This is a genomic window from Roseovarius nanhaiticus (assembly GCF_900156535.1).
In the GTDB taxonomy this organism is placed as follows: Bacteria; Pseudomonadota; Alphaproteobacteria; order Rhodobacterales; family Rhodobacteraceae; genus Roseovarius; species Roseovarius nanhaiticus.
In genome coordinates this window covers 719,464-740,666 of record NZ_FTNV01000001.1, presented here as the reverse complement: position 1 = coordinate 740,666, position 21,203 = coordinate 719,464, and the positions used below count along the sequence as shown (strand labels likewise).

At 57.7% G+C, this 21,203-nt stretch carries 20 protein-coding genes and 1 tRNA gene; 4 read left to right on the top strand and 17 right to left on the bottom strand.

The annotated features are described in order from the left end of the window. Positions 1–269: 269 nt before the first annotated feature. The 5 genes from BW975_RS03560 to BW975_RS03540 form a co-directional block, all read right to left on the bottom strand. Complete coding sequence (locus tag BW975_RS03560; RefSeq protein ID WP_083686966.1) at positions 270–1,718, bottom strand: amidase; 1,449 nt, start codon at positions 1,716–1,718, stop codon at positions 270–272. After that, on the bottom strand, positions 1,715–3,724 hold the full coding sequence (locus BW975_RS03555; RefSeq protein ID WP_076531015.1) for an ABC transporter permease: 2,010 nt from the start codon (positions 3,722–3,724) through the stop codon (positions 1,715–1,717). Before BW975_RS03555 ends, BW975_RS03560 begins: the two co-directional genes overlap by 4 nt. Beyond that, positions 3,721–4,770 carry a quaternary amine ABC transporter ATP-binding protein gene (locus BW975_RS03550; RefSeq protein ID WP_244512530.1) on the bottom strand — a complete coding sequence of 350 codons (1,050 nt, stop codon included), beginning with the start codon at positions 4,768–4,770 and terminating at the stop codon, positions 3,721–3,723. Before BW975_RS03550 ends, BW975_RS03555 begins: the two co-directional genes overlap by 4 nt. Positions 4,771–4,891: 121 nt before the next feature. After that, on the bottom strand, positions 4,892–5,839 hold the full coding sequence (locus BW975_RS03545) for a glycine betaine ABC transporter substrate-binding protein (RefSeq protein ID WP_076531012.1): 948 nt from the start codon (positions 5,837–5,839) through the stop codon (positions 4,892–4,894). A 213-nt stretch (positions 5,840–6,052) separates the two neighbouring features. Then, positions 6,053–6,880 (bottom strand): helix-turn-helix domain-containing protein, encoded by an 828-nt coding sequence (locus tag BW975_RS03540; RefSeq protein WP_076531010.1) that lies wholly within the window; start codon positions 6,878–6,880, stop codon positions 6,053–6,055. A 1,175-nt stretch (positions 6,881–8,055) separates the two neighbouring features. Here BW975_RS03540 and BW975_RS17865 point away from each other — a divergent pair. Beyond that, positions 8,056–9,528 (top strand): hypothetical protein, encoded by a 1,473-nt coding sequence (locus tag BW975_RS17865; RefSeq protein ID WP_139194228.1) that lies wholly within the window; start codon positions 8,056–8,058, stop codon positions 9,526–9,528. Here BW975_RS17865 and BW975_RS03530 read toward each other — a convergent pair. The 11 genes from BW975_RS03530 to BW975_RS03480 form a co-directional block, all read right to left on the bottom strand. Then, complete coding sequence (locus BW975_RS03530; protein ID WP_076531007.1) at positions 9,525–10,442, bottom strand: glycoside hydrolase family protein; 918 nt, start codon at positions 10,440–10,442, stop codon at positions 9,525–9,527. The genes BW975_RS17865 and BW975_RS03530 overlap by 4 nt on opposite strands. Positions 10,443–10,511: 69 nt before the next feature. Next, positions 10,512–11,345: a class I SAM-dependent methyltransferase gene (locus tag BW975_RS03525; RefSeq protein WP_083686964.1), complete on the bottom strand. Its 834-nt coding sequence runs from the start codon at positions 11,343–11,345 to the stop codon at positions 10,512–10,514. Positions 11,346–11,654: 309 nt separating this feature from the next. Then, the gene (locus BW975_RS03520) at positions 11,655–12,680 is read right to left on the bottom strand and encodes a site-specific integrase (protein WP_076531006.1); all 1,026 of its coding nucleotides are present in this window, start codon (positions 12,678–12,680) and stop codon (positions 11,655–11,657) included. 104 nt (positions 12,681–12,784) lie between these two features. Beyond that, on the bottom strand, positions 12,785–13,204 hold the full coding sequence (locus BW975_RS03515; RefSeq protein WP_076531004.1) for a hypothetical protein: 420 nt from the start codon (positions 13,202–13,204) through the stop codon (positions 12,785–12,787). Then, positions 13,204–13,416 carry a MerR family transcriptional regulator gene (locus BW975_RS03510; RefSeq protein WP_076531002.1) on the bottom strand — a complete coding sequence of 71 codons (213 nt, stop codon included), beginning with the start codon at positions 13,414–13,416 and terminating at the stop codon, positions 13,204–13,206. The genes BW975_RS03515 and BW975_RS03510 overlap by 1 nt, the downstream gene beginning before the upstream one ends. 98 nt (positions 13,417–13,514) lie before the next feature. Beyond that, entirely contained in the window at positions 13,515–14,321 is an 807-nt protein-coding gene (locus BW975_RS03505; protein WP_076531001.1) for a hypothetical protein, read from the bottom strand. A gap of 107 nt (positions 14,322–14,428) precedes the next feature. Beyond that, positions 14,429–15,637 carry a tyrosine-type recombinase/integrase gene (locus BW975_RS03500; protein ID WP_076530999.1) on the bottom strand — a complete coding sequence of 403 codons (1,209 nt, stop codon included), beginning with the start codon at positions 15,635–15,637 and terminating at the stop codon, positions 14,429–14,431. A gap of 150 nt (positions 15,638–15,787) precedes the next feature. Beyond that, positions 15,788–15,864 (bottom strand) — tRNA-Arg (locus tag BW975_RS03495). Between the two features lie 57 nt (positions 15,865–15,921). Next, complete coding sequence (locus tag BW975_RS03490) at positions 15,922–17,307, bottom strand: sensor histidine kinase (protein WP_076530998.1); 1,386 nt, start codon at positions 17,305–17,307, stop codon at positions 15,922–15,924. Between the two features lie 25 nt (positions 17,308–17,332). Further along, positions 17,333–18,751 (bottom strand): dihydrolipoyl dehydrogenase family protein, encoded by a 1,419-nt coding sequence (locus BW975_RS03485; RefSeq protein ID WP_076530996.1) that lies wholly within the window; start codon positions 18,749–18,751, stop codon positions 17,333–17,335. Positions 18,752–18,755: 4 nt separating this feature from the next. Beyond that, complete coding sequence (locus tag BW975_RS03480) at positions 18,756–19,514, bottom strand: TVP38/TMEM64 family protein (RefSeq protein ID WP_076530994.1); 759 nt, start codon at positions 19,512–19,514, stop codon at positions 18,756–18,758. A 299-nt stretch (positions 19,515–19,813) separates the two neighbouring features. On the opposite strand from BW975_RS03480, the gene rpmH reads away from it, so the two are divergent. From rpmH to yidD, 3 genes are read left to right on the top strand one after another with little or no spacing between them, the layout of a single operon-like run. Further along, entirely contained in the window at positions 19,814–19,948 is a 135-nt protein-coding gene (rpmH, locus tag BW975_RS03475; RefSeq protein WP_012177012.1) for a 50S ribosomal protein L34, read from the top strand. Positions 19,949–19,970: 22 nt separating this feature from the next. Further along, entirely contained in the window at positions 19,971–20,399 is a 429-nt protein-coding gene (gene rnpA / locus BW975_RS03470) for a ribonuclease P protein component (protein WP_076530992.1), read from the top strand. Then, on the top strand, positions 20,396–20,617 hold the full coding sequence (gene yidD / locus BW975_RS03465; RefSeq protein WP_076530990.1) for a membrane protein insertion efficiency factor YidD: 222 nt from the start codon (positions 20,396–20,398) through the stop codon (positions 20,615–20,617). The genes rnpA and yidD overlap by 4 nt, the downstream gene beginning before the upstream one ends. A gap of 7 nt (positions 20,618–20,624) precedes the next feature. Here the strand turns inward: yidD and BW975_RS03460 are convergent, their stop codons facing one another. Next, complete coding sequence (locus BW975_RS03460; protein WP_076530989.1) at positions 20,625–21,134, bottom strand: superoxide dismutase family protein; 510 nt, start codon at positions 21,132–21,134, stop codon at positions 20,625–20,627. Positions 21,135–21,203: the final 69 nt, after the last annotated feature.

Here is a 21,203-nt window from a genome sequence, read left to right as displayed (position 1 = left end):
AGACATTTAGTCGAAAGCGTATGCTAGGTAATCTTTGGTCTGTCGGATGATGTCTTGGGCCAGTCGGACCAAGCGATGACTGCGGCTATTCGCGCGAGCGAAAGGGCGAAGTGTGACGAGAGCGCGTTCAGCAAATGGAAATGTTGTCGAGTTCATTCCAGCGGGTTGCGGTATCCCGTAAATGGACGTGCGCCACAATCATGTTGTCGCCGACGCCATTGAACGCGAATTACAGCCAACGTAAGCAGGGCAAGGATATCATCGCAGCGTCAGCTGGACATTAAACGCGACGGAGGGCGACCGTCGATTTCGGCGATACTCTCGATTGCTGCAGCGACCCGGAACGCTCTTGGGTCATCGAAAGAGCGTGCGATGATTTGAATTCCGACCGGCATGCCATCCGTATCAAAACCTATCGGCACCGAAAGAGCCGGCAATTCCCCAAGCATATTGAAATGAGCGGTTGTCACCCAATCGTAATCGGAATTCAGATGAACACCGTTCACCCGCATCTTTGTCCAGGGCATTTGCTCGGCGCGGACATCGTTCGTCAAAACCACCGGGCAGATCAGGGCATCGCACGTGTCCAATACCGGTTGCACCGCGCGATAGAGACGCTTGGCGACATCATAGCTGTTCACAAGATCGCGTAAGGAGCAGGTTGTCATGAACTCGGCCGTCCAGCGCGTATAGTCACACAGCAGGTCGCCATGCGCCCGCATCATATCAGCGAACCATGGTGCCGACAGGCAGGCAGAGTGCATCAGGGCGGCATCGCCAATGTTCCGGGGCCAGTTGATGTCGGGTTCTTCAACCACGGCACCATGTCTTTCCAGTTTTGCGATGACGCTGCGGATCGCCGCAACGATTGCAGGCTCGGGTGCGGCCTTGCCAAGATCGAAGGCAACGGCAAGTCGCAAACCGCTTACCACAGGATTGTCGCGCGGCAGCACGACAGTCTCGCGCAGCGATGCGATGTCAGCGGGGTGCGCGCCGCTGATGACATTCTGAAGCAGGGCGCAATCGGCCACGCTACGCGCCATCGGGCCGATGACGCTATAGGTATCAAAACCCTCTGCCGCGTCCGGCACCCTGCCATGTGGCGGCTTGTACCCGACGATGCCGCAAAGCGAGGCAGGCACGCGGATCGAGCCTGCGCTATCGGCACCGACGGCCAGTGTGCTGGTGCCCGCAGCCAGACTGGCCGCGGCCCCACCCGAGGATCCGCCGGGCGTGCGATCAAGGTTCCACGGATTGCGCGTCACCCCCCAAAGCCGCGTGGCGGTGATCCAGCCGAAGGCGAATTCAGATGTTGTTGTGCGGGCATGGATGATCCCACCGGCCTGTTTTACACGTTCGACGACCGGGTGATCGGCGTTAGCGCGATGGTCCTTATAGATTAGGCTGCCGCGCGAATTACAGATACCTTTCTGATCCAGCACATCCTTGATCGTGACGGTCAGCCCCTCCAGCGGGCGCAGATTGGCCGTTCGGGACATGTACCGCGCTTCGGCCAATCGGGCCTCGGCCATCGCCGTATCAAAGAACGTTTCAGTAAAGGCATTGATCTGCGGCTCGATCTGCTCGGCCCGGGCAATCTGCGCATTCAGAAGTTCGACTGGCGACAGCGTTCGATTGCAGAACATCTCAAGCGCTGTCGTGGCGCTGAGATAGCAAAGGTCTGCACCCTCACCCTGATCCATCGTGTGCAACATCATTGCGGGCCCAACCCCGACCGGCGCTGAAAATTGCGGCTGCCTTGGCTGATCAGACGGTCGGCGATGATCGCCAGAAAAGCGATGCCAAGTCCGGCGACGATACCTTCGCCCGGCTGCACCTTGGAAATTGCGACCAGCGTGTCATGCTCCAGCCCGCGCGTACCGACCAGCGAGGTGATGACCAGCATCCCGAACGCAAACATTATGGTCTGGTTGATCCCAAGCATGATATCCGGAATTGCCATCGGAAGTTGCACGTTCGTAAGCTTCTGCCAGCGCGTGCAGCCTGCCATTTCACCAGCCTCGAGGGAGGAGCTGGCAACATTCTGGATGCCTTGCTTGGTATAGCGCACGCCCGGCGGCAGGGAATAGGCGACGATGGCGACCAGACCGGCAAATTCGCCGACGCTGAACAACATCACGACCGGGATCAGGTAAACGAAGCTGGGCAGGGTCTGAAGCGTGTCGATGACCGGTGTGATCACCTGATCGGCACGCGGGCTTAGTCCAGCCCAGATGCCAACCGGCAGAGCAACAATGAGCGTCACGATCACCGCCAAAAGCACAAGGTACAGCGACACCATCGCGCCGTCCCAATAACCGGTCACGGCGATGAAGCCCAACAGGCACGCGCTCATGATGGACAGCCGCATCCCGCCAATCGCGTAGGAAACTGCGGCGATGACCGCGATGAACCCCAGCCACGGCACGTCCAAAAGGAAGGATTTGGTCGGGCGCATGACGTAGGTGATCGTGGTGTCACGCAACGTCTTGATCTGACTGTAATAGGTGTCACCGATCCAAGTGATCGCATCATTCCAGAATGACCCGGTCGAAATCGTGGCGGATTTGGGATAGGCGTAGAGTGCCGGAAAGACCTGCCCCAGCAAAATGAACAAGAGCGTGAAGCCGATCCACCCCAAGATGAGCGGATGCCTTTGCCATAAGGGTTTCTGCACGGCCTCCACATGATCGGGGCGGCTGAGGGCAATCGCGCGCGAGATCCGATCCAGCATGATCGCCATCAAGGTAATGGCAATCCCGGCCTCGACCGCGTTCCCGATCTTCAGCGCTTTGAGACCCTGAAATACCTCGCCGCCGAGCCCGCCTGCGCCTATGACCGACGCAATTATGACCATCGCGAAGGTCAGCATGATCACCTGGTTGAGACCAATGAGCAGGTTCTGGCGTGCGGCGGGCAGCAGCACCTGCCACATCTGCTGCCGCCTCGTGCACCCTGCCATGTCGCCAAAATCGGAGATATTGGGCGGCACGCGCTGCAGCGCCAGCGTCGTCACCCGCGCCATCGGCGGCATGGCGTAGATGACCGTGGCGATCATCGCGGCCACCGGGTTGAACCCGAAAAGCAGCAGGACCGGAACGAGGTAGGAGAATGTCGGGATGGTCTGCATCACGTCGTAGACCGGCATCAAAATCGCGTTCGCCGTGGCGTTTCGATGCCCCAGTACGCCCAGCAGGATACCCAGGACGAAGCTCACAAACACGGCCACGACCACCGACGACAGTGTCAGCATCGACGACCCCCAGAGGCCGAACACCAAGAAGTACACCAGAGAGAAGAACGAGAAAATTGCGACGTTGCGGCCCGCCGTCCACCATGAAAATGCAGTCAGGCCAATGATTACGGCGGGCCACGGCAAGCCGCGATAGACGGCGACGCTGCCGTCGTCGCCGTAAAACTCGAAGCCCTCCGACAGCACGCCTTGCAACAGCTCCATCGGGGCTTTTATCAGGTTTGCAAAACCGCGTGTCATTTCCGCGATGGTAACACTGCCGATGGCCATATCGTTCACGAGGTATTTAACCGCAGTCGTCGTCGCCCCGGCGATGCCGAGAACCCAAGTTTCGGGGTAATCGCGCATCCATGCGAATGCGTCACCGGTCATCAGCAGGGCGACATTGAACAGGAGTGCGGCCCAGATCAGCCCGGATTTCGGGCCGATCCCGATTTTTCCGAGGGGGCGGTTGTGCGTGAGCGTAGTCATGCGGGGGCGCTCTGATTGAGCAGCACCGCCGTCACCGACGCGCGATCAATCGCACCGATGATGCGCCCATCCGGATCCGCCACCGGCAGTGCATCCGCGCCCGCCATCACCTGCTGCGCCACATCCCCGACAAGAGCGCCCGCCGCGACTGGCCCGCCGGTCAGGCCAGCACGCACCGGGCCCATCACCGTCCGCACACTCACGACCTTGCTGCGTGGAACCTTCTCGGTGAATTTGGCCACGTAATCATCCGCCGGATTGGTAATCAATTCCTCCGGCGTGCCGATCTGGACAACCCGCCCGCCCGCCATAATCGCGATACGATCCGCGAGGCCGATCGCCTCGTCGAAATCATGGGTGACGAAAACGATGGATTTTTGCAGCAGGTTCTGAAGGCGGAGAAATTCGTCCTGCATCTCGGCCCGGATCAGCGGATCGAGCGCCGAGAAAGGCTCGTCCAGGAACCAGATTTCGGGCTCGGTCGTCAGGCTGCGAGCGATGCCGACGCGCTGTTGCTGACCGCCGGACAGTTCATGCGGAAGGTAAGCCTCGCGCCCTTCCAGCCCGACCAATTCGACCATCTCGCGCGCCTTGGCATGGCGCTCGGCGCGGGATTTCCCCTGAACCTTCAGTGGAAATGCCACGTTGTCCAGGACGGTCAGATGCGGCAGCAGGGCAAAGTCCTGAAACACCATGCCCATCACCTTGCGGCGCATCCCTATCAGGTCCTGCCGCGACGCGGTCCCGAGGTCTTTGCCGGACACGGTCAACTGCCCCATCGTCGGCTCGATCAGACCTGTCATGCAGCGTAGGATGGTGGATTTGCCCGACCCCGAGAGGCCCATGATCACGAATATCTCGCCCTTGCGAACGTCAAAGCTGACGTCTCGCGCGGCCGGTATCAGGCCGTTCTTGTTAATGATGTCATCATTAATGTTTTGACCATATTTCTTGACAATCTCGCCTGCCTTGGCGCCGTAGAGTTTCCAGACTGACCGGCAACTAATCAGCGCCTCGCCCGATGGCATTTCCTTATCTTCAGTCATGGCGTGAAACCTCGTCTCGCGGCTTGGCGCTTTGCGTATCGCGGGCTTGCAAAAATCCGGCCCGGTTGCATGCGACAAACCGGGCCAGACCTCTGATCGGTATCAAGACCGATTTGTGTCGTCAGTTGATCCAGCTTGACCACACATCCTGGTTGTCAGTCATCCACGAGGCCACTGCGTCGTCCAGAGGAACGCCGTCCACGTCGATGCTGCGAAAGACTTCGGCCATCTGGCTGTCCTGCAATTCGAATGCGTCCATGATCGCCTTGACTTCAGGCTCGTCGCTTAGCAGCTCTGAGTTTGCATAGACCCAAAGCGAGCCGGCCTTGACGCCGCAGTCATGAGTTGCGTCAGGGTTCGTCCCCCAGGACGGATCGGTATAGCAGGTCTCTTCGAACTCTGGGAACTGAACGAATTCGCCCTCGTCGCTCATGAAATACCATTGCGGCGTGTATCCCCAACCGATCACTGGCTCGCCGCGCCGTGCCGCCGCAGAAATCGTCGCAACCATCGCGGCGGAACTGCCCGATGGGATAGGTTCAACGTCGATGCCGAAGGCTTCGGCCATTTCGGCCACGGGCATCACCCAGTCTGCCGGGCCTTCGACAAAGCGGGCGTTGGGTGCGGTTTCGGCCGTGGCGAGTGCTGCGATGCACTCCGGCTCTTTCAGCGCCTTCCAGTCGGGCAGGCCGGGGCATTGCTCCTTTAGGCCGAGGGGATACCACCATCCTTCGGCCGAACTGATGCCGGTCGTGCCGGCATTCTCGGCCTTGCCGCCTTCTGTGGCGCCTTCGCAAAGCTCCCAGGTAGATTGCCAGCAAATCGTGTAGTGCAGATCGCCTGTCTGAATACCGGAAAAACTGGCGGTGTAATCGGCCTGAACATACTCAACGCGGTAGCCCGCTTCGGCCAGCGTGCTGCCAAGAACCTTGGCAATCACATCAGAAGGCGGGTCGCTGACCAGGGGCACGACAATCGGGGCGGTCCGCTCTGTCGCCACGGCTGGCACAGCCAGCCCCGATAGCGCCATAGCCAAGACCCCTAGGTTTGTGGATACATGCAGTTTCATTTGGTCTCTCCCTGTTTTTGTTGGGCTGTGTGCCGGACCTGCTTCGCGAGCTGTCCAGACAGCTTCCATTGACGGACCGCCGCTGTCTTGCTCAGCATTCGCAGGGCAACGCGTTGTGATGCTTTTGCTATGATGCAGAAGGATGCGGCCGCGAAGAAGTCGCTTTTTGCACCTTGAAAGTATACAAATAGCGACAATCTCAGCCGTGACCGCTTAGAATCCTTGCCAAGGATGCCCAGTGAACCCGCTTTCCCCGGGAGGACCGTCATTCGAGGTGGCGGCGCGAATGTCATCGGGGATCACGGCATCATCGTGATCAAACAGACCGCACGCGGACAAGGTCGCGCGAAGATCGATGTCGAGCCCCAGCGCCTCCCACACCACGCGATAGCAAGCGATATCGCGGCTTGTCGCACTGCTGATGCCAAGGCTGAGTCCGGTTAGGATGGCGACCTGATCCATGCGCGCGGGATACAGGATGGTGGTCCACATCATCTGCCCGGCTTTCTGTTCGCGCTCATGCACGAAAATCCGCTCGCCGGTGTGGAAAGCAATACCTGTGTATTTCAGCATCCGTCGCGCACGGCGTTTGGCCGATGCGTAATTCTCGATATTCTTCAGATAGGTAAACCCACGTTCGGAAAAGAGCCGCATCAAGGAGCACTGGATCTTGCCGGGAAATTCGATCGGACGGTAATAGCACCGGTAATACCCGATATATTCGGCCATATCGCGCGAGGCGGACGGGTTGATGCGATGCAGCTTGGAGACGTATTCGCCGAAGGGGTCGATCTCGGGGCCTTGCGGTTTGCGAAGCGCGACAAGTTGACGAAACCCGCTTGGGTCCATCAGGATTTCATGCTCTTCCACACCGAAATAATCGCATATTGCCTGCATGTTGCTCAGGGACGGACGGCTTGTGCCATTCAAATAGCGATGGAACTGCTGCCGATTGATGGCCAACTGCTCGCAAACCCGCGTGATGGATGAGGCATAGCTGCAGAGAAGCTTCAGGTTGTTGGGGAAATTGTCGTTTTGCATCACCTGATCCGGATCGAACGTCGCGCCCTTTGATGGACGGATATCGCTGGCTGAGATTACGTGGCCCGCGCCGTTTTGGCGTTAACTCCTAGCACGAAAACTGAGCAACAGCTTTCATGAAACTCGGCGAAACAGTTAAATTTTGCGGCGGTATTGATGCGTTTGCCCGAACATGTTCCTGCATGAACCCGGCGACTGCCGCGCTCTTGGATGTGGGCTGAAACGCTTCAGCTTGGACTGTCTTCGGCAAAATTTCTTCGCGCAGCTCGGAAGCTGCAACGTTCTCGTGGCACACCGCAATATATCGATCACATGGACAATCGCGCGGACGTCTTTTTTGATGACGCCGTTGTTGAGGGCACCGCGGCAATGGAGTTGCCATTCTAGCTTCTTGCCCAAGCCGCCGATCAAGGACGGGTTCATCATTGAGAGGGTCAGCGCATCGATGATGTGATCGCCCGAGCCGAGGCCCCAACCCCGTCCTGTCAGGCCTCCTGAAACGGGTGCGCAAACGGGTCAGCCGGGGCGAGATTTCTCACGGCATAATCTGCGATCCTCCAAAGGGCAGCTTGGTCCACTGACCGACTGTTCAGACGAGAAGATCGGCGCCGTGCATGAATGGCAAGAGTGTAGGGCCGCGTCGCAGAACAATGATATCCCCGCCAATCACCGCTCTGGACCGTTTGCACCCACAACCAGCGCCGGCATTAGATGCGGCGCATTCTATGAGTAGCCGTCCTAAAGATCTTGCAAAGCATCAAGTGGAGAGGAGTCGAGCCGGACACTCGCGGTCTGGCCACGAACATCCGGTTCGCGGTCATCAGGTCAGTTCATGACGCAAAGGCCAATTTCATCTGACGTCTTACAGGGGGATTGTGGCGGACCGAGGATCATCCTCATATTTCAGTTATCCCATTACTATCAAAGTACTATATGTTACATAAATTTATTAATACCACACTTTATACCACTTGTGGTGAATGTCTGCTTAGGTCTACGCCGCCTATCCGTCACGGCGTCCGGTGTGAAGCTAGCGGCTCAGAGTTGACCTCCCGTCCGATGCCAGCGAGTGACCGATTCGATGGCTTTTTGTTAAATCACTCGCTCTTATAAAGGGAGATCGCGCTTCGAATAGCGTCTGGTGCGCTGGTTAAATTGTCGATAGTCATGCCTTCATGGTTGATGGTCGTTTTTCTCATTTGCGTGATTTGGAGATCCTGGCATCCCTTCTTAGGCGCGAGGCCCTGACGGCAGGCAAATTCAACGACGCGCTAGTTTGTGCGTCGTTACTTGGACGCCTCCATTGGGACAACATTTCTGGCCTTTTTGGTGATGACGAATTGGAAACCAGGCTCTTCGATAGATGGAAATCTGAGCTCCCAGTTCTGTCATCACGAACTACATCAGGTTCAAAGCCAAGAAAGTGGGTTTTTGTCTTGTCACGGGCTTCTGCTGCAGGAGGTCATTCGCGGTTGATGAAGCAGCTATCCAGCGGCTTAGCGCGGTATGATATTGAACAGTCTTTTGTTGTGACTCATAGAGCGACCTTCGGTGTTTTGAATTCCTTCCCCGATCGACTGCAAAACGGGGTGGTGCTGAAAGGCCCCTTGGAAAACAGATTGCGTTCACTTTACACTACGTTGTTGAATGCTGATGTTATTCTTCTGTTGAACAATCCGGACGATATTGGCGCTGCATTGGCTGCTAGAGCTCTTCGCAAAATGAATAAATGCGTTCTCTTTGTTAATCATGCTGATCATGTGTTTTCGTTTGGTCCAGGCGCTGCAGATACGGTCCTAGAAATTTGCGCGACTGGATGGAATACAACCGCTGAACGGCGCTTGCCTAATTCACAGAGCTTTATGGGAATTCCACTTGTGGAAGCGGACTCGGAAACCGTGCCAATCAGGTGCAACACGTCCGGGCCAATTTTATCGATTGGAGGACCTGGCAAGTACAAACCTACAGCCAACCTTAATTTTGCTTCGTTCCTTGAGCGTATTCTGAGCTTAGTACCCAATGACGTCGTCCTGATCGGACCCAGCAAGAAGGAAGACTGGTGGGCTGACCTTTCTCGCAAGTATTCCGGTCGTGTTCATTTGATGGGCATTCAGCCCCCCGAAACTGTTAATTCTGAATTCAAGCGGGCATCCTGCTATATCGACAGCTTTCCGATGGATGGCGGAACAGTGTTTTCAGAGGCTATCATGAACGGGCTCCCTGCATTTGGCCTTAACCGCAAGGCCGCGCTAGGAATCAGCCCAGCGGATGCGCTTCGCTGCGATGGCGTGGATCAACTTGTAGTCAACATTTCACATTATTTGAATACCGGTGAGCGCCCCGCAGGTCTGGACATTGTACAGAACCAGATCCGGGAGGAATTCTCTAACAAGGCCGTTGCTGACCGACTTTTTGAAGCTGCATCTGGAACGTACGCACCTTTGCCAGATTTTCTTGTCGCAATGGGCAATAGAAGTCCGGATTACAACGCGGAACACTGGCGTGAAAATGGCAACCTTTATTGCCCCAAAAGATCCTGGCGCAAACTTTCGATCGGGATGAAAATCCGGATGTTGCGGAGTATTGGAAAACTTGGACTCAGCCACAGTATAGTGAAAGAACTCAGATATCGCCTAATTTTTGGTTAGCCTTCCCAAGAGATTAGCTTCGCACAACCAAAGCCTTCACGACCGTAGTTATTGCCATTGTAGAACATGTAAGTGTGTCCTGAAGACGAAATTACAGCAGGGTACGCCATCATTTCAGAATCCCACTCAGTCTCTGAGAAACTCAAGCCCAATTCATCATCTTTACGTATCCATGAGTAGCCATCGTCGGATTCCGCATATGCCAGTTGATAGGCTCTGGCTTCGCTACCCTTACCGAAGAACATGCGATACTTCCCCGCCTGATTGATTACATATGGACGGCCAACGCGGTGTTCCCCTGGGGATATGTCGACAGCCACATCGCCAAAATCTGGGAAGTGTATACCGTCTTCCGATTCCATATAGCGAATATTGTAGACTGGCAGCGTCTTGCTTTTACCAGACACGAACTCGCTGCCACCCCCGTACCAAATTCGCCATACTCCGTTTTCGCGTAAAACGGAATGAATGGCGCGGAATAAGGCTTCAGCCGGTGTTCGATCAAGGATCGGAACCTGAGAATACCGGGAGAAAGAGGCGCCACAGTCTCTGCTGATAGCAAGTCCACAAAATGCTTGGAAACGCACTTTTGCCCCACGAAGGTATCCCGCATAGTACATGCGCAGTTCATCTTCGGTATCAACAACAGCACATGGCACCACGCCGTGTTGATCAAAAGTGCCGAAATCTCCAACGTCGAGCACAGGGTCTTCGGAAACGCCAAGAACTGTCGTTGGATCATCTTTTGCAACGTCGACATACCCTGCTCTGCTAACCCCGTCGTCGTCCCGAAAGCCACAAAAAACGCGAATTCTGTCAGAAAGAGCTACAGGCGTAGGCTGCAGAGCTGAATGCTTTGCCCAAGATGAGCTGCCGTCAGGACCATATACCAAGCCCAACTTTTCCCACTTCATGTCACGTCTCCTGATAAGTTGTAGATGCTGTTAATGCCTTGCAGAGTCGTTTTCTCGCACCCTCGTAACTTAACTCAAAGTTACCAGAGAACGGTCTGGCAGAAACCGCGACCGCCTAATCGTATATCTCTTGCCCTTCAGCCACTCCCGTACGGCTTTCGACTCGCCCGGATAGCGCGCATCATTCAACTCGTCGAACACCAAAAGGCTGCCCGACAGTAGCCGCTCTTCCATTGCTTCCAGTGCTGCCTTCGTTGGTTCGTATAGGGCCATGTCGAAATAGGCGAGCGCGACGAACGCCTCAGGATGCTCATCCATGTATGTCGCAACGGTATTACATGCGTCACCTTGGACAAGATTATGCTCCACAGCGTGCCCCATAGCGTTCTCGGACCGATGATATGCCAGCAGCTGGGCGAGGTAATCTTTATAGTTATCAGGAACTGCGTAGCCATCGCCCTTCACGGTTTCAGAACGCTTATCAAGGTCTGTGATACCCTCATAACCATCAAACGTGTCGAACCCGACGAAGGCTCGTGACGCGTTGTAGGGCTCTAGCATTGCGCGCATTGATTCGAACACGACGAGATCTTGACCCAGCCATGTGCCCAAAACGTAGATATCACCTGGAACCGTCAGGATTTCGTTGTAAATTTCATGAAGGAAGAAGATCTTAGCGAGTGCCGATGACCGGGCGAACAGCCCAAAATTCGTTAGAAGCGTGGCGTCATCAAAGGGCCGCATGTCAAACAACTTGTGCAGTTGCTGGCGAGCTTCCTGCTGCGACTGCGATGTATTGTTGTGAGGCAGAAAATTTTGGTTACTCATAATGCACTCCATTTGCAACATCAGTCCTACTAAAGCCGCGCCAATCGTGGCAAGCAGAATGGCTGCGCCAGACATGCGTAATTTCCGCTACCATGGTTTGCCAATGACTAAAGTTGCGGCTCTTTGGATGCATTTTGATTCCCCCTGCTTAACTGCCCATTTTAGGTGCATTCTTGATGCTCAAAAGGTCGGATGACCTCAGGTTTGGCTTAGGCGAGCGTACTCGTAGACTTACTGCTTCGCAGTCACCGACCGACGAACTTGCTCAACACAAATTGGTGGGTAGCGCTTAATCTGCTTAGCTGACATTGCCGCAAACAGCGGCGAACGGCTGGCTTCCGCCCAGACATAGCTTCGTCTCGGTGAAGATACCAACCCATGACGTCAATCACCAGCCATTCTGGCGATTAGCTCCATCTGCCGCTCGGGTGACACTGGAAGATATGAGTTGAACGTCGTCGCCATGTTTTCATGGCCCAAGTTCATTGACCACGCTTTCCACTCTTCCATCGTCTTACACTTCTCGTTTCCGAACTTCACCAAAGTTTTTCGCAGAGAGTGCGGCGTGTATTGCGGCATCTGCACCGCTGCAAAGGCGCTGCGGATGATGGCGTTGATCTTCGCTGATCCGGCATAGCCTTCGCGCGCGAGACCCATATTCGCGAATCCCTGCCCCGCCACGACGCCTATTTTCGCTTTGGGGAAGAGCGGATCTTCCGGGCCGAACAGCTTCACATCTATCAGGTATCGCACCCAAGCGATGAAGCACTCCCGATAGCACGCATCAACGGGGAGAAACTGGCATTGGAAGGTCTTGGCGGCTTTCGTTTTCACCTCCCGCGCGTCATGGTAGACGTGGCCCAGATCCACATTGACGTGTTTTAGCTTCATGGAAGCAGCGGCGCCGTCCCGTGCACCTACCAGCATCAGGAAGGCAAAGAGTGCCTTGTCGCGCCTGTCGAAATCGGTCTCAACGGGCATAGCCTGAAACGCGTGCGTGGCTTGCTGCATTGATGGATAGGGGATGGCGCGCGCCGTATGAGCGATGCGCCCCGCCTTGATCGTGTTGTTGAAATATTCGACATCGGCATAAGTCAGGACGCGCTTGTATCCGGGCTGACTGACCAGCCAGTGAAAGAATGCCTTCACCAGCCGCAAGGTGGCATCGACCGTCGAGTGTGCCAACGGCCTGCCCGTCCGCTCGTTTTTCTGCTTCGCAATGTAGGCCTTGAAATTAGCTGCCTGCTGGCGATGAAATTTCTTGAACGGTTTGACCTTGGTGCTTTCCTCGAACTGCCGGATCGCGGCCATTGCCTTGTCGATGGACTTGCCATCTTGGCCTTTCGCATTGTGCAGATAGCCCGAGTAGTCGTGTTTGATCCGCTCGTTCGCCTCGATATATTTTGCCATGGCTCGATCCTCTCGGTAACCCTTGTTTTGCCCGTCATTTCCGCCGGATTAAGCGACCCGCCGGAAGTGGTGTTTCACGTTAGCTTTGCGGGGTTCTCTTAGGGTCAGCATCTATCGCGTGTTGCGATGGTCAGGATCTCGATCAACTCACTGAACATCTTGAACGATACAAACTTGTTGCAAGGCGTCTCACAGACTCCACACAGCACCACCAGTCTTCCCCGTGTAGTGTTAAACGGCACATAGTCCGCCATCGCTCCGTAGGGCGCGCGTGGGGCGCGGCACGACATGCAATAAAACTCGTCCAGCGCGAGTTTCCGGGATTTTGTTGACATCCGACTTTCAATAAAACGCTTGAGTTCACGCCCGAGGATCAGATGTGGTTTTTGACTATCGAGCACCGCAAGCCCTACCTCACGCCATGCGCGCACTGTGTGGGCAGTGACACCCAACGCATCGGCGGCGCTCTCATATGTGTACTGGCGATGAACCTTGACCCGACGCGCAGATACGCGCTTGGCCATTAGTCGCGTCTCACCTTAGCGGGCTCAAAGCGGTTTGCCTCAGCCCATTCGTTCAGATCAGCACCGCGATAAATGATCTTGCGGCCTAAGCGGTAGAACGCCGGGCCCATCGCCTTGTGACGCCACTGCGCCAGCTTGTCGCGATCACCAATGATGTTGAGTTCGGGGTCGCCAAGAACGTAGTTGCGGTTTTGCTCGAATAAGGTTGCCATGCTTCCAATCCCTTTCTGGTGGACTAGATACGTCTAAGCACGTTTCCCTTGTGTTGAGAACAAATCATGAAACCCCTTATCACCAAGGCCAAAAGGTCTTAGTTTCGGGGGCTTTTCGTCAGCAAATCGGCGATCCGGCTTTTCGTTTCTTGTCGCCCTTCGATGCTAGGGCGCGGGTCCATGCCGAGTAGCCCACCCATTGTATTAACCGGCGGATTAATATCGGCTTCCGTGAGTTGCTCAATCGCCCATTCTGCGGCTTTCCGCACCGCTGCTTTAATTCCAAGTACAGCAAAGATTTCTTCAAGCGCCCGACCAAAATCCGTTGAGGGGTGGTTTCCATCCCTAGCCGTGCCGAAAGGTGGCTTCTGTCGCTTATGAAAGGCGTAGAGGCGCGCCAACCTCAGGGCTATGGTTCTGGCGTAGTAGTTTGGGGCGCGATAGGGCAGGCTCCAAAATTGTTTTTCTTGATCTATCAGCTCTTTAAGCCGTTCTTCATAAACAATAATCATCCGAAATATGACGAATAGAGAATTGAAGTAAAACCCTGTCTGAACCATGTTTTGCAACGTCAGATCACGCGCAGTTTCAAATTCGTCGAACTCCTGCGGCTTTCTTGCGCCCGCATCGACGGCGGACTTCAAGCGGTCAATCATTTCTTGGTGCTGGGCATCATCCTTTGAGCCGCGCAGTTCGTTGAATGCCGCCTCCAAGTGCTCGACAATGGACGCAACCGCATCTCTCTCGTTTACAAAGTCTTTTTTGCTGTCATGTATGTTCGGCCTAGACGTATCTAAACGTGGGCGTTCCCACGTAGCATCAAATGCAAGCGCATTGCGCGGCCTTGGCCCGATCAACCGATCAACGACTGCTTCAACCCGTTCTTGTTTCGAATCCTGGTGCATAAAGGGGACGGTAAGCGCCCCCTTTCAGCATTTCAATCTTGCTCAACAGCATCTCTACCAAATGGGTCAATGGTCAAAAGGTGGCGTTGGCGACACCTTTCTGTATTTCAAATTTTCGTGGCGCCGGCGAAGCTGACCACTTGCCCGCCAGTTCCAGTAACGAAATCAGACCATCGCACCATCAAAACTCGCCGCTTGTCCAACAGGTCAGACCGCGCATAAGCCCGTTCAACATTCGACCCGACCGTATGCGCCAGACTCATTTCTGCCACCTCGCGCGGCACATTCGCCACCTCAGACGCCCAGTCGCGGAAGGTAGATCGGAAGCCATGCACGGTGACGCCCTCAGTTTGCATCCTGCGTAGCAGCATCAGCATCGACATGTTCGACAGCGGCTTATGCCGTTTCTGGCCCTCAAACACGTACTCGGATCGCATCGCTCTCAAAGGCTCAATAATAGCCAGCATCTCATCCGTCAGCGGAACTCGGTGATCCACACCCGTCTTCATGCGGATCGCCGGACAGGTCCAAAGTCGTGCTTCAAAGTCGATTTCTTCCCAGCGAAGTCCCAGCGCCTCGCCAGTCCTTGATCCGGTCAGACAGGTGAACATCAGCGCCTTTGCGGCCATCGCATTGCGTGTCTTCAGGTCAGCGTAGAAGGCAGGCACGTCTTGCCAACGCATTGCGTTGTGGTGCTTAGGCTTGGCTTTCACCTTGGGCAGCGCGTTCGCGTCCTTGATCGCGGTTACGGGATTCTCATCAGACCGAAATCCTCTAGAGCGCGCCACGTCCAGCACCGTCTTGATCCGTTGGGCCAATCGCTTTGCGGTCTCGTGCTTTTCCGTCCAGATAGGCGCGAGGCACATCATCACTTCGGGCTGGTCGATGCTATCAATCGGCATCCGGCCTATCTTGGGAAATGCATAGTCCCGTAGCGTGTTGATCCACTGCTGCCCATGCTTCGCGTTTTTCCATGTGGGCATCCGGTCAATGTGGACCTGCTTGGCGAACTCCTCAAAGGTAGGCACCTCTTGGCGCACATTGAAACGCGGGTTCAGTCCCTGTTTGGCCATACGGCGATATTCCAGCGCGCGCTCGCGTGCCTGATTGAGCGTCACGATGTCAGCACCACCCAAACCAAAATCAGTGCGCAGCGGCGCACCCTTCTTGTTCCTCTGACCCTTGACCACCACCCGTACGATCCAACGCCTCGCACCGGAGGGATCGACCACCAGGTAAAGGCCGTTCCCGTCACCATGCCGCCCAGCGCCAAGGTTCTCCACTAACTTCCTGGTCAGCTTACCTGACAGAGCCATTCTGAAATACCACAATCCATACCACTCAATGAACGAGTATATGCGCCATCGAAAGAAACTCAAGGCGAACGACGCGTCGACCTAAGGCCTAACGATCAAAAGAAAAAGGCCGCCCAAGGCGACCCATTCAAACCATACAAAATGTGGTGGTGGCGGACCGAGGAGGATTCGAACCCCCGACCCCTTGATTCGTAGTCAAGTACTCTATCCAGCTGAGCTATCGGTCCACGAGGGGAGGCATTAAAGGCTGCGTTCCGGGTTTGCAAGCGCCGAATGGCAGAAAATCACGCTGATCTCAGGTCACCTTTGGGCAATGTAATGACAAAGGCGGTGCCGTCCGGGCCGGTATATTCCAGCGCCAGGCTTCCGCCGTGGCCGCGCACCAGCTCGAAGGAAATCGTCAGGCCAAGGCCCGAGCCGCCTTTGGTGGCGCCGCCTTGAAACGGCGTAAAGAGATGCTCGCGCGCCTTGGGTGGCAGCCCGGGGCCAGTATCGCTGATGCGGATCGTGACAGCCTCGTCGGTCTCATCGGCCTGCACGTTGATTTCGCCCGGGCGGCCACTGGTCACGATGGCCTGGCGCGCGTTGCGCACAAGATTGGCGATCACGCGGTAAAGCTGTTCGGGATCGGCCCTCAGCTGAAACCCCGCGCGCACATCCTCGGAAAAGCTGATCTCGGCGTCGCCTGCCGACAAACGCTCGCTGTCGATCACATCCGTGACGATATCCAGCAGCGCAAAGCGTGACAGGCGCGGCGGTGGCTCTTCGGCTTTGCCATAGGCCAGCGTCGATTCGCAGAGGTTCACGGCGCGGGTGATCGAGTTGACCAGCTTGGGCGCCATGCGCTTGACCATCGGATCCTCGGACGTCTCCAGTCGGTCGGTAAAGAGCTGCGCCGAGGTCAGAATATTGCGCAGATCATGGCTGACCTTGGCGACCGCGCCGCCAAGACCCGCAAGCCGCTCCTTCTGGCGCAGCGCGCTGGTCAGCTGCGTCTGCATCAGGGCCAGCGTTTCTTCTGCGGCGCGCAGCTCGGTGATCGAGGAGGAGGGCGCGATGACGCCGCGCGCGTCCTCGGGCGCATTGGCATAGGCCCGCATCGAGCCGACGACTCGGCTGATCGGTTTGACCAGAAACACCCGCACGGCGAGGAACAGAAGAACCGCGGTGATGATCGAGATGACCGCCGACAGCACCAGAATGCGAAGGCCGTAGTCTATCATCGCCATGCGCAGCGAATTCGTCTCCATCGTGACTTCGATCAGCATACCGGCGCTGCGCACGGGCATGCCGATGATGCGCACCACCTCGGCCTCGGGGCGCCAAAGACGGCTGAGTGCGTCGCGCATCAGCTCGAACGCGCCCGCGTCGCGCAGATCGAAGGTGCGGGTGATGGGCGTGGGCAAGGGCGAGGACAGAACCAGCTGGCGCGCATCGTTGCGGCGCAGCACGACGTTATAGACCCCTGCATTGGCCAGCAATTCATCCTCCAGGTCGGGGCTGATTTCGTCGCCCGCAAGCCGAGCGAGCGAGGCGATCTGCGCGCGCTCCAGCCGGGACAGCAGGTAGTCCTCGCGGAACCGCGCGATGGACGGCACGAAAATCAGAACCTCGGCCAGCATCACGAAGATTGCCGTCAGGATCAGGAACCTGCCCGAGAGTGAATTCATGTCGTCCTAACGCCCATCTGACCGCCTATGGCAGCCAGCGCTGCACAAAGCGCACAGCCCGCTTGACCCAGAGGCTGTCGAAAAGGCGCGGGCTGAAATAGGCGCCAGCGGCCCGTTTGTTGACTTCGCCGATGGTCGGATACGGGGCTACCATCCCTGCAATCTGGCTCATCTTCATGTTATTTGCCAGCGCCAATGCCCAAAGGCCGATCAACTCGCCCGCATGCGCGCCCGCTATGGACGCGCCGACCGGGCGGCCCTTGACCACCATGACCTTGATCAGGCCGCGCGTGGTGCGCTCGGCGATGGCGCGGTCATTGTGGGAATATTCGTGGCGCACGACCTCCAGCTTGCCTCCGTGCGCGTCGCGCGCCTGCGCTTCGGTCAGGCCCACCTGCGCCAGTTCAGGTGCGGTATAGGTCGCCCAAGGGATATGGCTGGTCTTGGCCTTGGCGGGGATGCCCAGCACGGCCGAGCGGATGATGATGCCCGCATGGTAATTCGCCAGATGCGTGAATTGCAGTCCGCCTGCGACGTCACCGATGGCATAGGCGCGGGAATTGGTGGTCTTCAGCCGGTCATCTACCTTGATGCCCCGCTTGGTGGTCTCGATGCCCGCCTTGCCGAGGTCCAGCCGATCCACGTTGCTCTTGCGGCCCACGGCCATGAGCAGATGAGTGCCCTTGAAGACGCGGCCATCCTCGGCCTCGACCTCGATCGCACCGGCCTTGCCGCGAATCTCGGTCGCCTTGGCGCCTTCTTCGATTTCAACGCCCTCTCCTCGCAGCGCGTCCAGCACGATGGCCGCCGTTTCGGGGTCGTCATTGGCCAGCGCCTTTTCGCCCTCGATCACCGTCACACGACTGCCGAGGCGGCGATGCGCCTGCGCCATCTCCATTCCGATGGGGCCGCCGCCGACGATCAGCAGGTGATCGGGCCTCTCGCGCAGATCGAAAAGCGTCTCGTTGGTCAGGTAAGGCACGCTGTCCAGCCCCGAAATGGGCGGCACCAGCGGGCTCGACCCCGTGGCGATCACGATGCGCCGCGCGGTAATGACGGTATCGCCCGCCTGCACCTCGGTCGGCGAGATGAACGCGCCATATTCGCGGATCACCTCGACACCCAGCCCTTCGAACCGCTCGACGCTGTCGACGGGCGCGATGGTGGCAATGACATCCGCGACGTGATCCTTGGCCGCGGCATAATCCACATCTGGCACTGCATCGGCGACGCCGTATTGGGCGGAATGCGCCTGACCATACGCGGCCTTGCCGCTTGCGATCAGTGCCTTTGACGGGACGCAGCCATAGTTCAGGCAATCTCCGCCCATCTTGTGCCCTTCCAGCAGCACGACGCGCGCGCCCATCTGCACCGCACCCGCCGCCACCGACAATCCGCCCGAGCCGGCCCCGATCACGAGGATGTCCGTCTGAATGCTTTTCATTGGTTCAAATACCCTTTTTGCCGCGCACGGCCTTGATGATGATGGGCAAGGCGGCCAGCGCGCTGAGGCCCAGAAGGGGGCCGATGATCTGCGGCTCCCACAGAAGGCTGAGATCCGGGCTCTCGCCGCGGTCGAAGACTTCGCCCAGGCCGACGCCGATCCAGGTAAAGACCAGCGCGCCGGGGATGATACCCAGCGCCGTCGTCCACACAAAGTTCCGAAATTTTACGCCCACCAGCGCAGGCAGCAGGTTGGCCACGAAAAACGGTACTGCAGGCACCAGTCGCAACAGAAACAGAACGCTCACCTCATTCTCGTGCAAGCCCTCCTTGATACGCTTCAGCGTGCCCTCGCCCGCCTCCATCCGCGCCGCCAGCGCGCGGCCCAGCCCCATGCGCGCCGCCTGAAAGATGGCGATGGCACCCAATGTGGCTGCGATTACGTTGAATGCAGTTCCAAAACCGAGACCAAAGAGAAACCCGCCCGTCACCGACGCAACGGCCGCACCGGGCAGCGAAAAGGCGACGATGAGGAAGTAGATGCCGATAAAGCCTGCGACCATGAGGGCGAAATGCGCATCGCGATACGTCAGCAGCGCCTCACGATTGTCGCGCAACGTCTCGAAGCTGAGATAATCGCGCAAGGTGAAGGCGCCTATGGCCGCGACCGCCAGAATGACGGCCAGCGGGGCGTGGCGCAGCACCGGATGCTTGCGCGCCGGGGCCGCGTCCTTGCGGGCCTCTTGGTGAGCCGTCTTTTCCATCTGGGTAGCCTTTCAGGGGTTGGGCGGTGTGCGGCATAGATGACGCGTCCGAGCCACGTAAGATAGCCGTATCACGCGGCCTTGATTGCGCGTGACCGTTTGCCACCTGCATGTTGCAGGCTCTGGGCACCCTTGTAACATCGGCTGTGGATCACGCGCCGATTTGTTGCAAGAAATGGCCGTGCGGGGTTTGACTTGGTCAAATTGGCCTACTATAGACCGGGCTTCGGACATACCCGGATGTTTGCGCGATTCCCGTCAGGGCGTGCCTTTGTCCGCACAAATTTGGAGACGGAGCGATGAAACGCACCTTTCAACCCTCGAACCTCGTGCGCAAGCGGCGCCATGGTTTTCGCGCGCGCATGGCCACAAAGGCCGGCCGCAAGATCCTGAATGCGCGCCGCGCCCGTGGCCGCAAGTCGCTGAGCGCCTAAGCGCCAGCGTAAGGACGACGACATGACACCGCCGGAGGCCCCCGATCATCAGACCGGGACGACGCCCCCGGCGGTTTCGTCATGTTCAGCGGATGGCTCGGCTGAGATGAGCGTCCTCAAAACCCGCAAGACATTCCTGATGGCCGCGCGTGCCGGGCGGCAGGGGACTGCCTCGATGATGGTGCAGGCGCGCGAGCGCCGCCCGGAGGAGGCCGCCAGCGGTATCCGCGTCGGCTTTACCTGCTCCAAGAGGGTCGGCAACGCCGTGGCGCGCAATCGAGCCAAGCGGCGCCTACGCGAGGCCGCCCGCGCCGTCCTGCCGGACCACGGCAGGCCCGGTTGGGATTACGTGCTGATCGGCCGGGCCGAGGCGACGGACAAACGTCCCTTTGACCTTCTTAAGGGCGATCTCGTCTATGCTTTGCGCAAACTTCATGGCCCGCGCGAATGACCCCCCTCGCCTGGCTTTTTGCGCTGCCGGTGCGGGGCTATCGTTTGATCTTCAGCCCCTGGGTCGGCCATGGCTGCCGATTTCACCCTACCTGCAGCGCCTATGCGCTGGAGGCGCTACAGCGTCACGGCGGCATCAAGGGCGCATGGCTGACCGCGCGGCGCATCGCGCGGTGTCATCCATGGGGTGGGTCCGGCATAGACAACGTCCCCGAGTGACATCCGCCTATTTGGTTTGCGAGATCACACCACAGGCCACGCGGTCGCCAGCCTCGGCCTCGGTCTCATAGGTGTCTGGCTGCGCATGGATCACGATGGCCGACCCTTCCTCGTCCATCATCGGCGCGTCGCCCCCAATGATGCTGAGGCGCGCGCTGTAGAACTCAGCCTTCGCCTCACCGTTGCTATGCACATAAATGTTCGGCAAGTCGCCCGCATGGGCGCCGCCTTCGGCCATCAGGCCGTGATCATTCCCGGCAGGGGCATAATGCCCGCCAGCGGCCTGAAACCCGTCATCGCAGCGACCGGCCTCGTGGACGTGAAAGCTGTGCCAACCGGGCGCAAGGCCCGACAGCTCGGCCTGAAAAAGCGTGCCGTCCCCGGCTTGGCGGATCTGAACCACACCGGCATCCGCGCCTTGGGCGGTTTTCATCATTGCCATCGCCGCGGAGTCGGCAGCGATGACGGGGGAAGCAAATCCCAGCGCGGCGGCGGTCATCAGGGAAAGGCGGGTCATGGGTCATCTCCTCTTTGTCTGGATCATTTCGTGGCCAACGCCGCCGCCCCGTCACACGTTCCGGCCCTT

What these genes read in the sequence shown, in the direction of transcription:
- BW975_RS03560 (WP_083686966.1), bottom strand. Translation starts at nt 1,718, where the DNA reads ATGATGTTGCACACGATGGATCAGGGTGAGGGTGCAGACCTTTGCTAT.
- BW975_RS03555 (WP_076531015.1), bottom strand. Translation starts at nt 3,724, where the DNA reads ATGACTACGCTCACGCACAACCGCCCCCTCGGAAAAATCGGGATCGGC.
- BW975_RS03550 (WP_244512530.1), bottom strand. Translation starts at nt 4,770, where the DNA reads ATGACTGAAGATAAGGAAATGCCATCGGGCGAGGCGCTGATTAGTTGC.
- BW975_RS03545 (WP_076531012.1), bottom strand. Translation starts at nt 5,839, where the DNA reads ATGAAACTGCATGTATCCACAAACCTAGGGGTCTTGGCTATGGCGCTA.
- BW975_RS03540 (WP_076531010.1), bottom strand. Translation starts at nt 6,880, where the DNA reads ATGCAAAACGACAATTTCCCCAACAACCTGAAGCTTCTCTGCAGCTAT.
- BW975_RS17865 (WP_139194228.1), top strand. Translation starts at nt 8,056, where the DNA reads ATGGTTGATGGTCGTTTTTCTCATTTGCGTGATTTGGAGATCCTGGCA.
- BW975_RS03530 (WP_076531007.1), bottom strand. Translation starts at nt 10,442, where the DNA reads ATGAAGTGGGAAAAGTTGGGCTTGGTATATGGTCCTGACGGCAGCTCA.
- BW975_RS03525 (WP_083686964.1), bottom strand. Translation starts at nt 11,345, where the DNA reads ATGTCTGGCGCAGCCATTCTGCTTGCCACGATTGGCGCGGCTTTAGTA.
- BW975_RS03520 (WP_076531006.1), bottom strand. Translation starts at nt 12,680, where the DNA reads ATGGCAAAATATATCGAGGCGAACGAGCGGATCAAACACGACTACTCG.
- BW975_RS03515 (WP_076531004.1), bottom strand. Translation starts at nt 13,204, where the DNA reads ATGGCCAAGCGCGTATCTGCGCGTCGGGTCAAGGTTCATCGCCAGTAC.
- BW975_RS03510 (WP_076531002.1), bottom strand. Translation starts at nt 13,416, where the DNA reads ATGGCAACCTTATTCGAGCAAAACCGCAACTACGTTCTTGGCGACCCC.
- BW975_RS03505 (WP_076531001.1), bottom strand. Translation starts at nt 14,321, where the DNA reads ATGCACCAGGATTCGAAACAAGAACGGGTTGAAGCAGTCGTTGATCGG.
- BW975_RS03500 (WP_076530999.1), bottom strand. Translation starts at nt 15,637, where the DNA reads ATGGCTCTGTCAGGTAAGCTGACCAGGAAGTTAGTGGAGAACCTTGGC.
- BW975_RS03490 (WP_076530998.1), bottom strand. Translation starts at nt 17,307, where the DNA reads ATGAATTCACTCTCGGGCAGGTTCCTGATCCTGACGGCAATCTTCGTG.
- BW975_RS03485 (WP_076530996.1), bottom strand. Translation starts at nt 18,751, where the DNA reads ATGAAAAGCATTCAGACGGACATCCTCGTGATCGGGGCCGGCTCGGGC.
- BW975_RS03480 (WP_076530994.1), bottom strand. Translation starts at nt 19,514, where the DNA reads ATGGAAAAGACGGCTCACCAAGAGGCCCGCAAGGACGCGGCCCCGGCG.
- rpmH (WP_012177012.1), top strand. Translation starts at nt 19,814, where the DNA reads ATGAAACGCACCTTTCAACCCTCGAACCTCGTGCGCAAGCGGCGCCAT.
- rnpA (WP_076530992.1), top strand. Translation starts at nt 19,971, where the DNA reads ATGACACCGCCGGAGGCCCCCGATCATCAGACCGGGACGACGCCCCCG.
- yidD (WP_076530990.1), top strand. Translation starts at nt 20,396, where the DNA reads ATGACCCCCCTCGCCTGGCTTTTTGCGCTGCCGGTGCGGGGCTATCGT.
- BW975_RS03460 (WP_076530989.1), bottom strand. Translation starts at nt 21,134, where the DNA reads ATGACCCGCCTTTCCCTGATGACCGCCGCCGCGCTGGGATTTGCTTCC.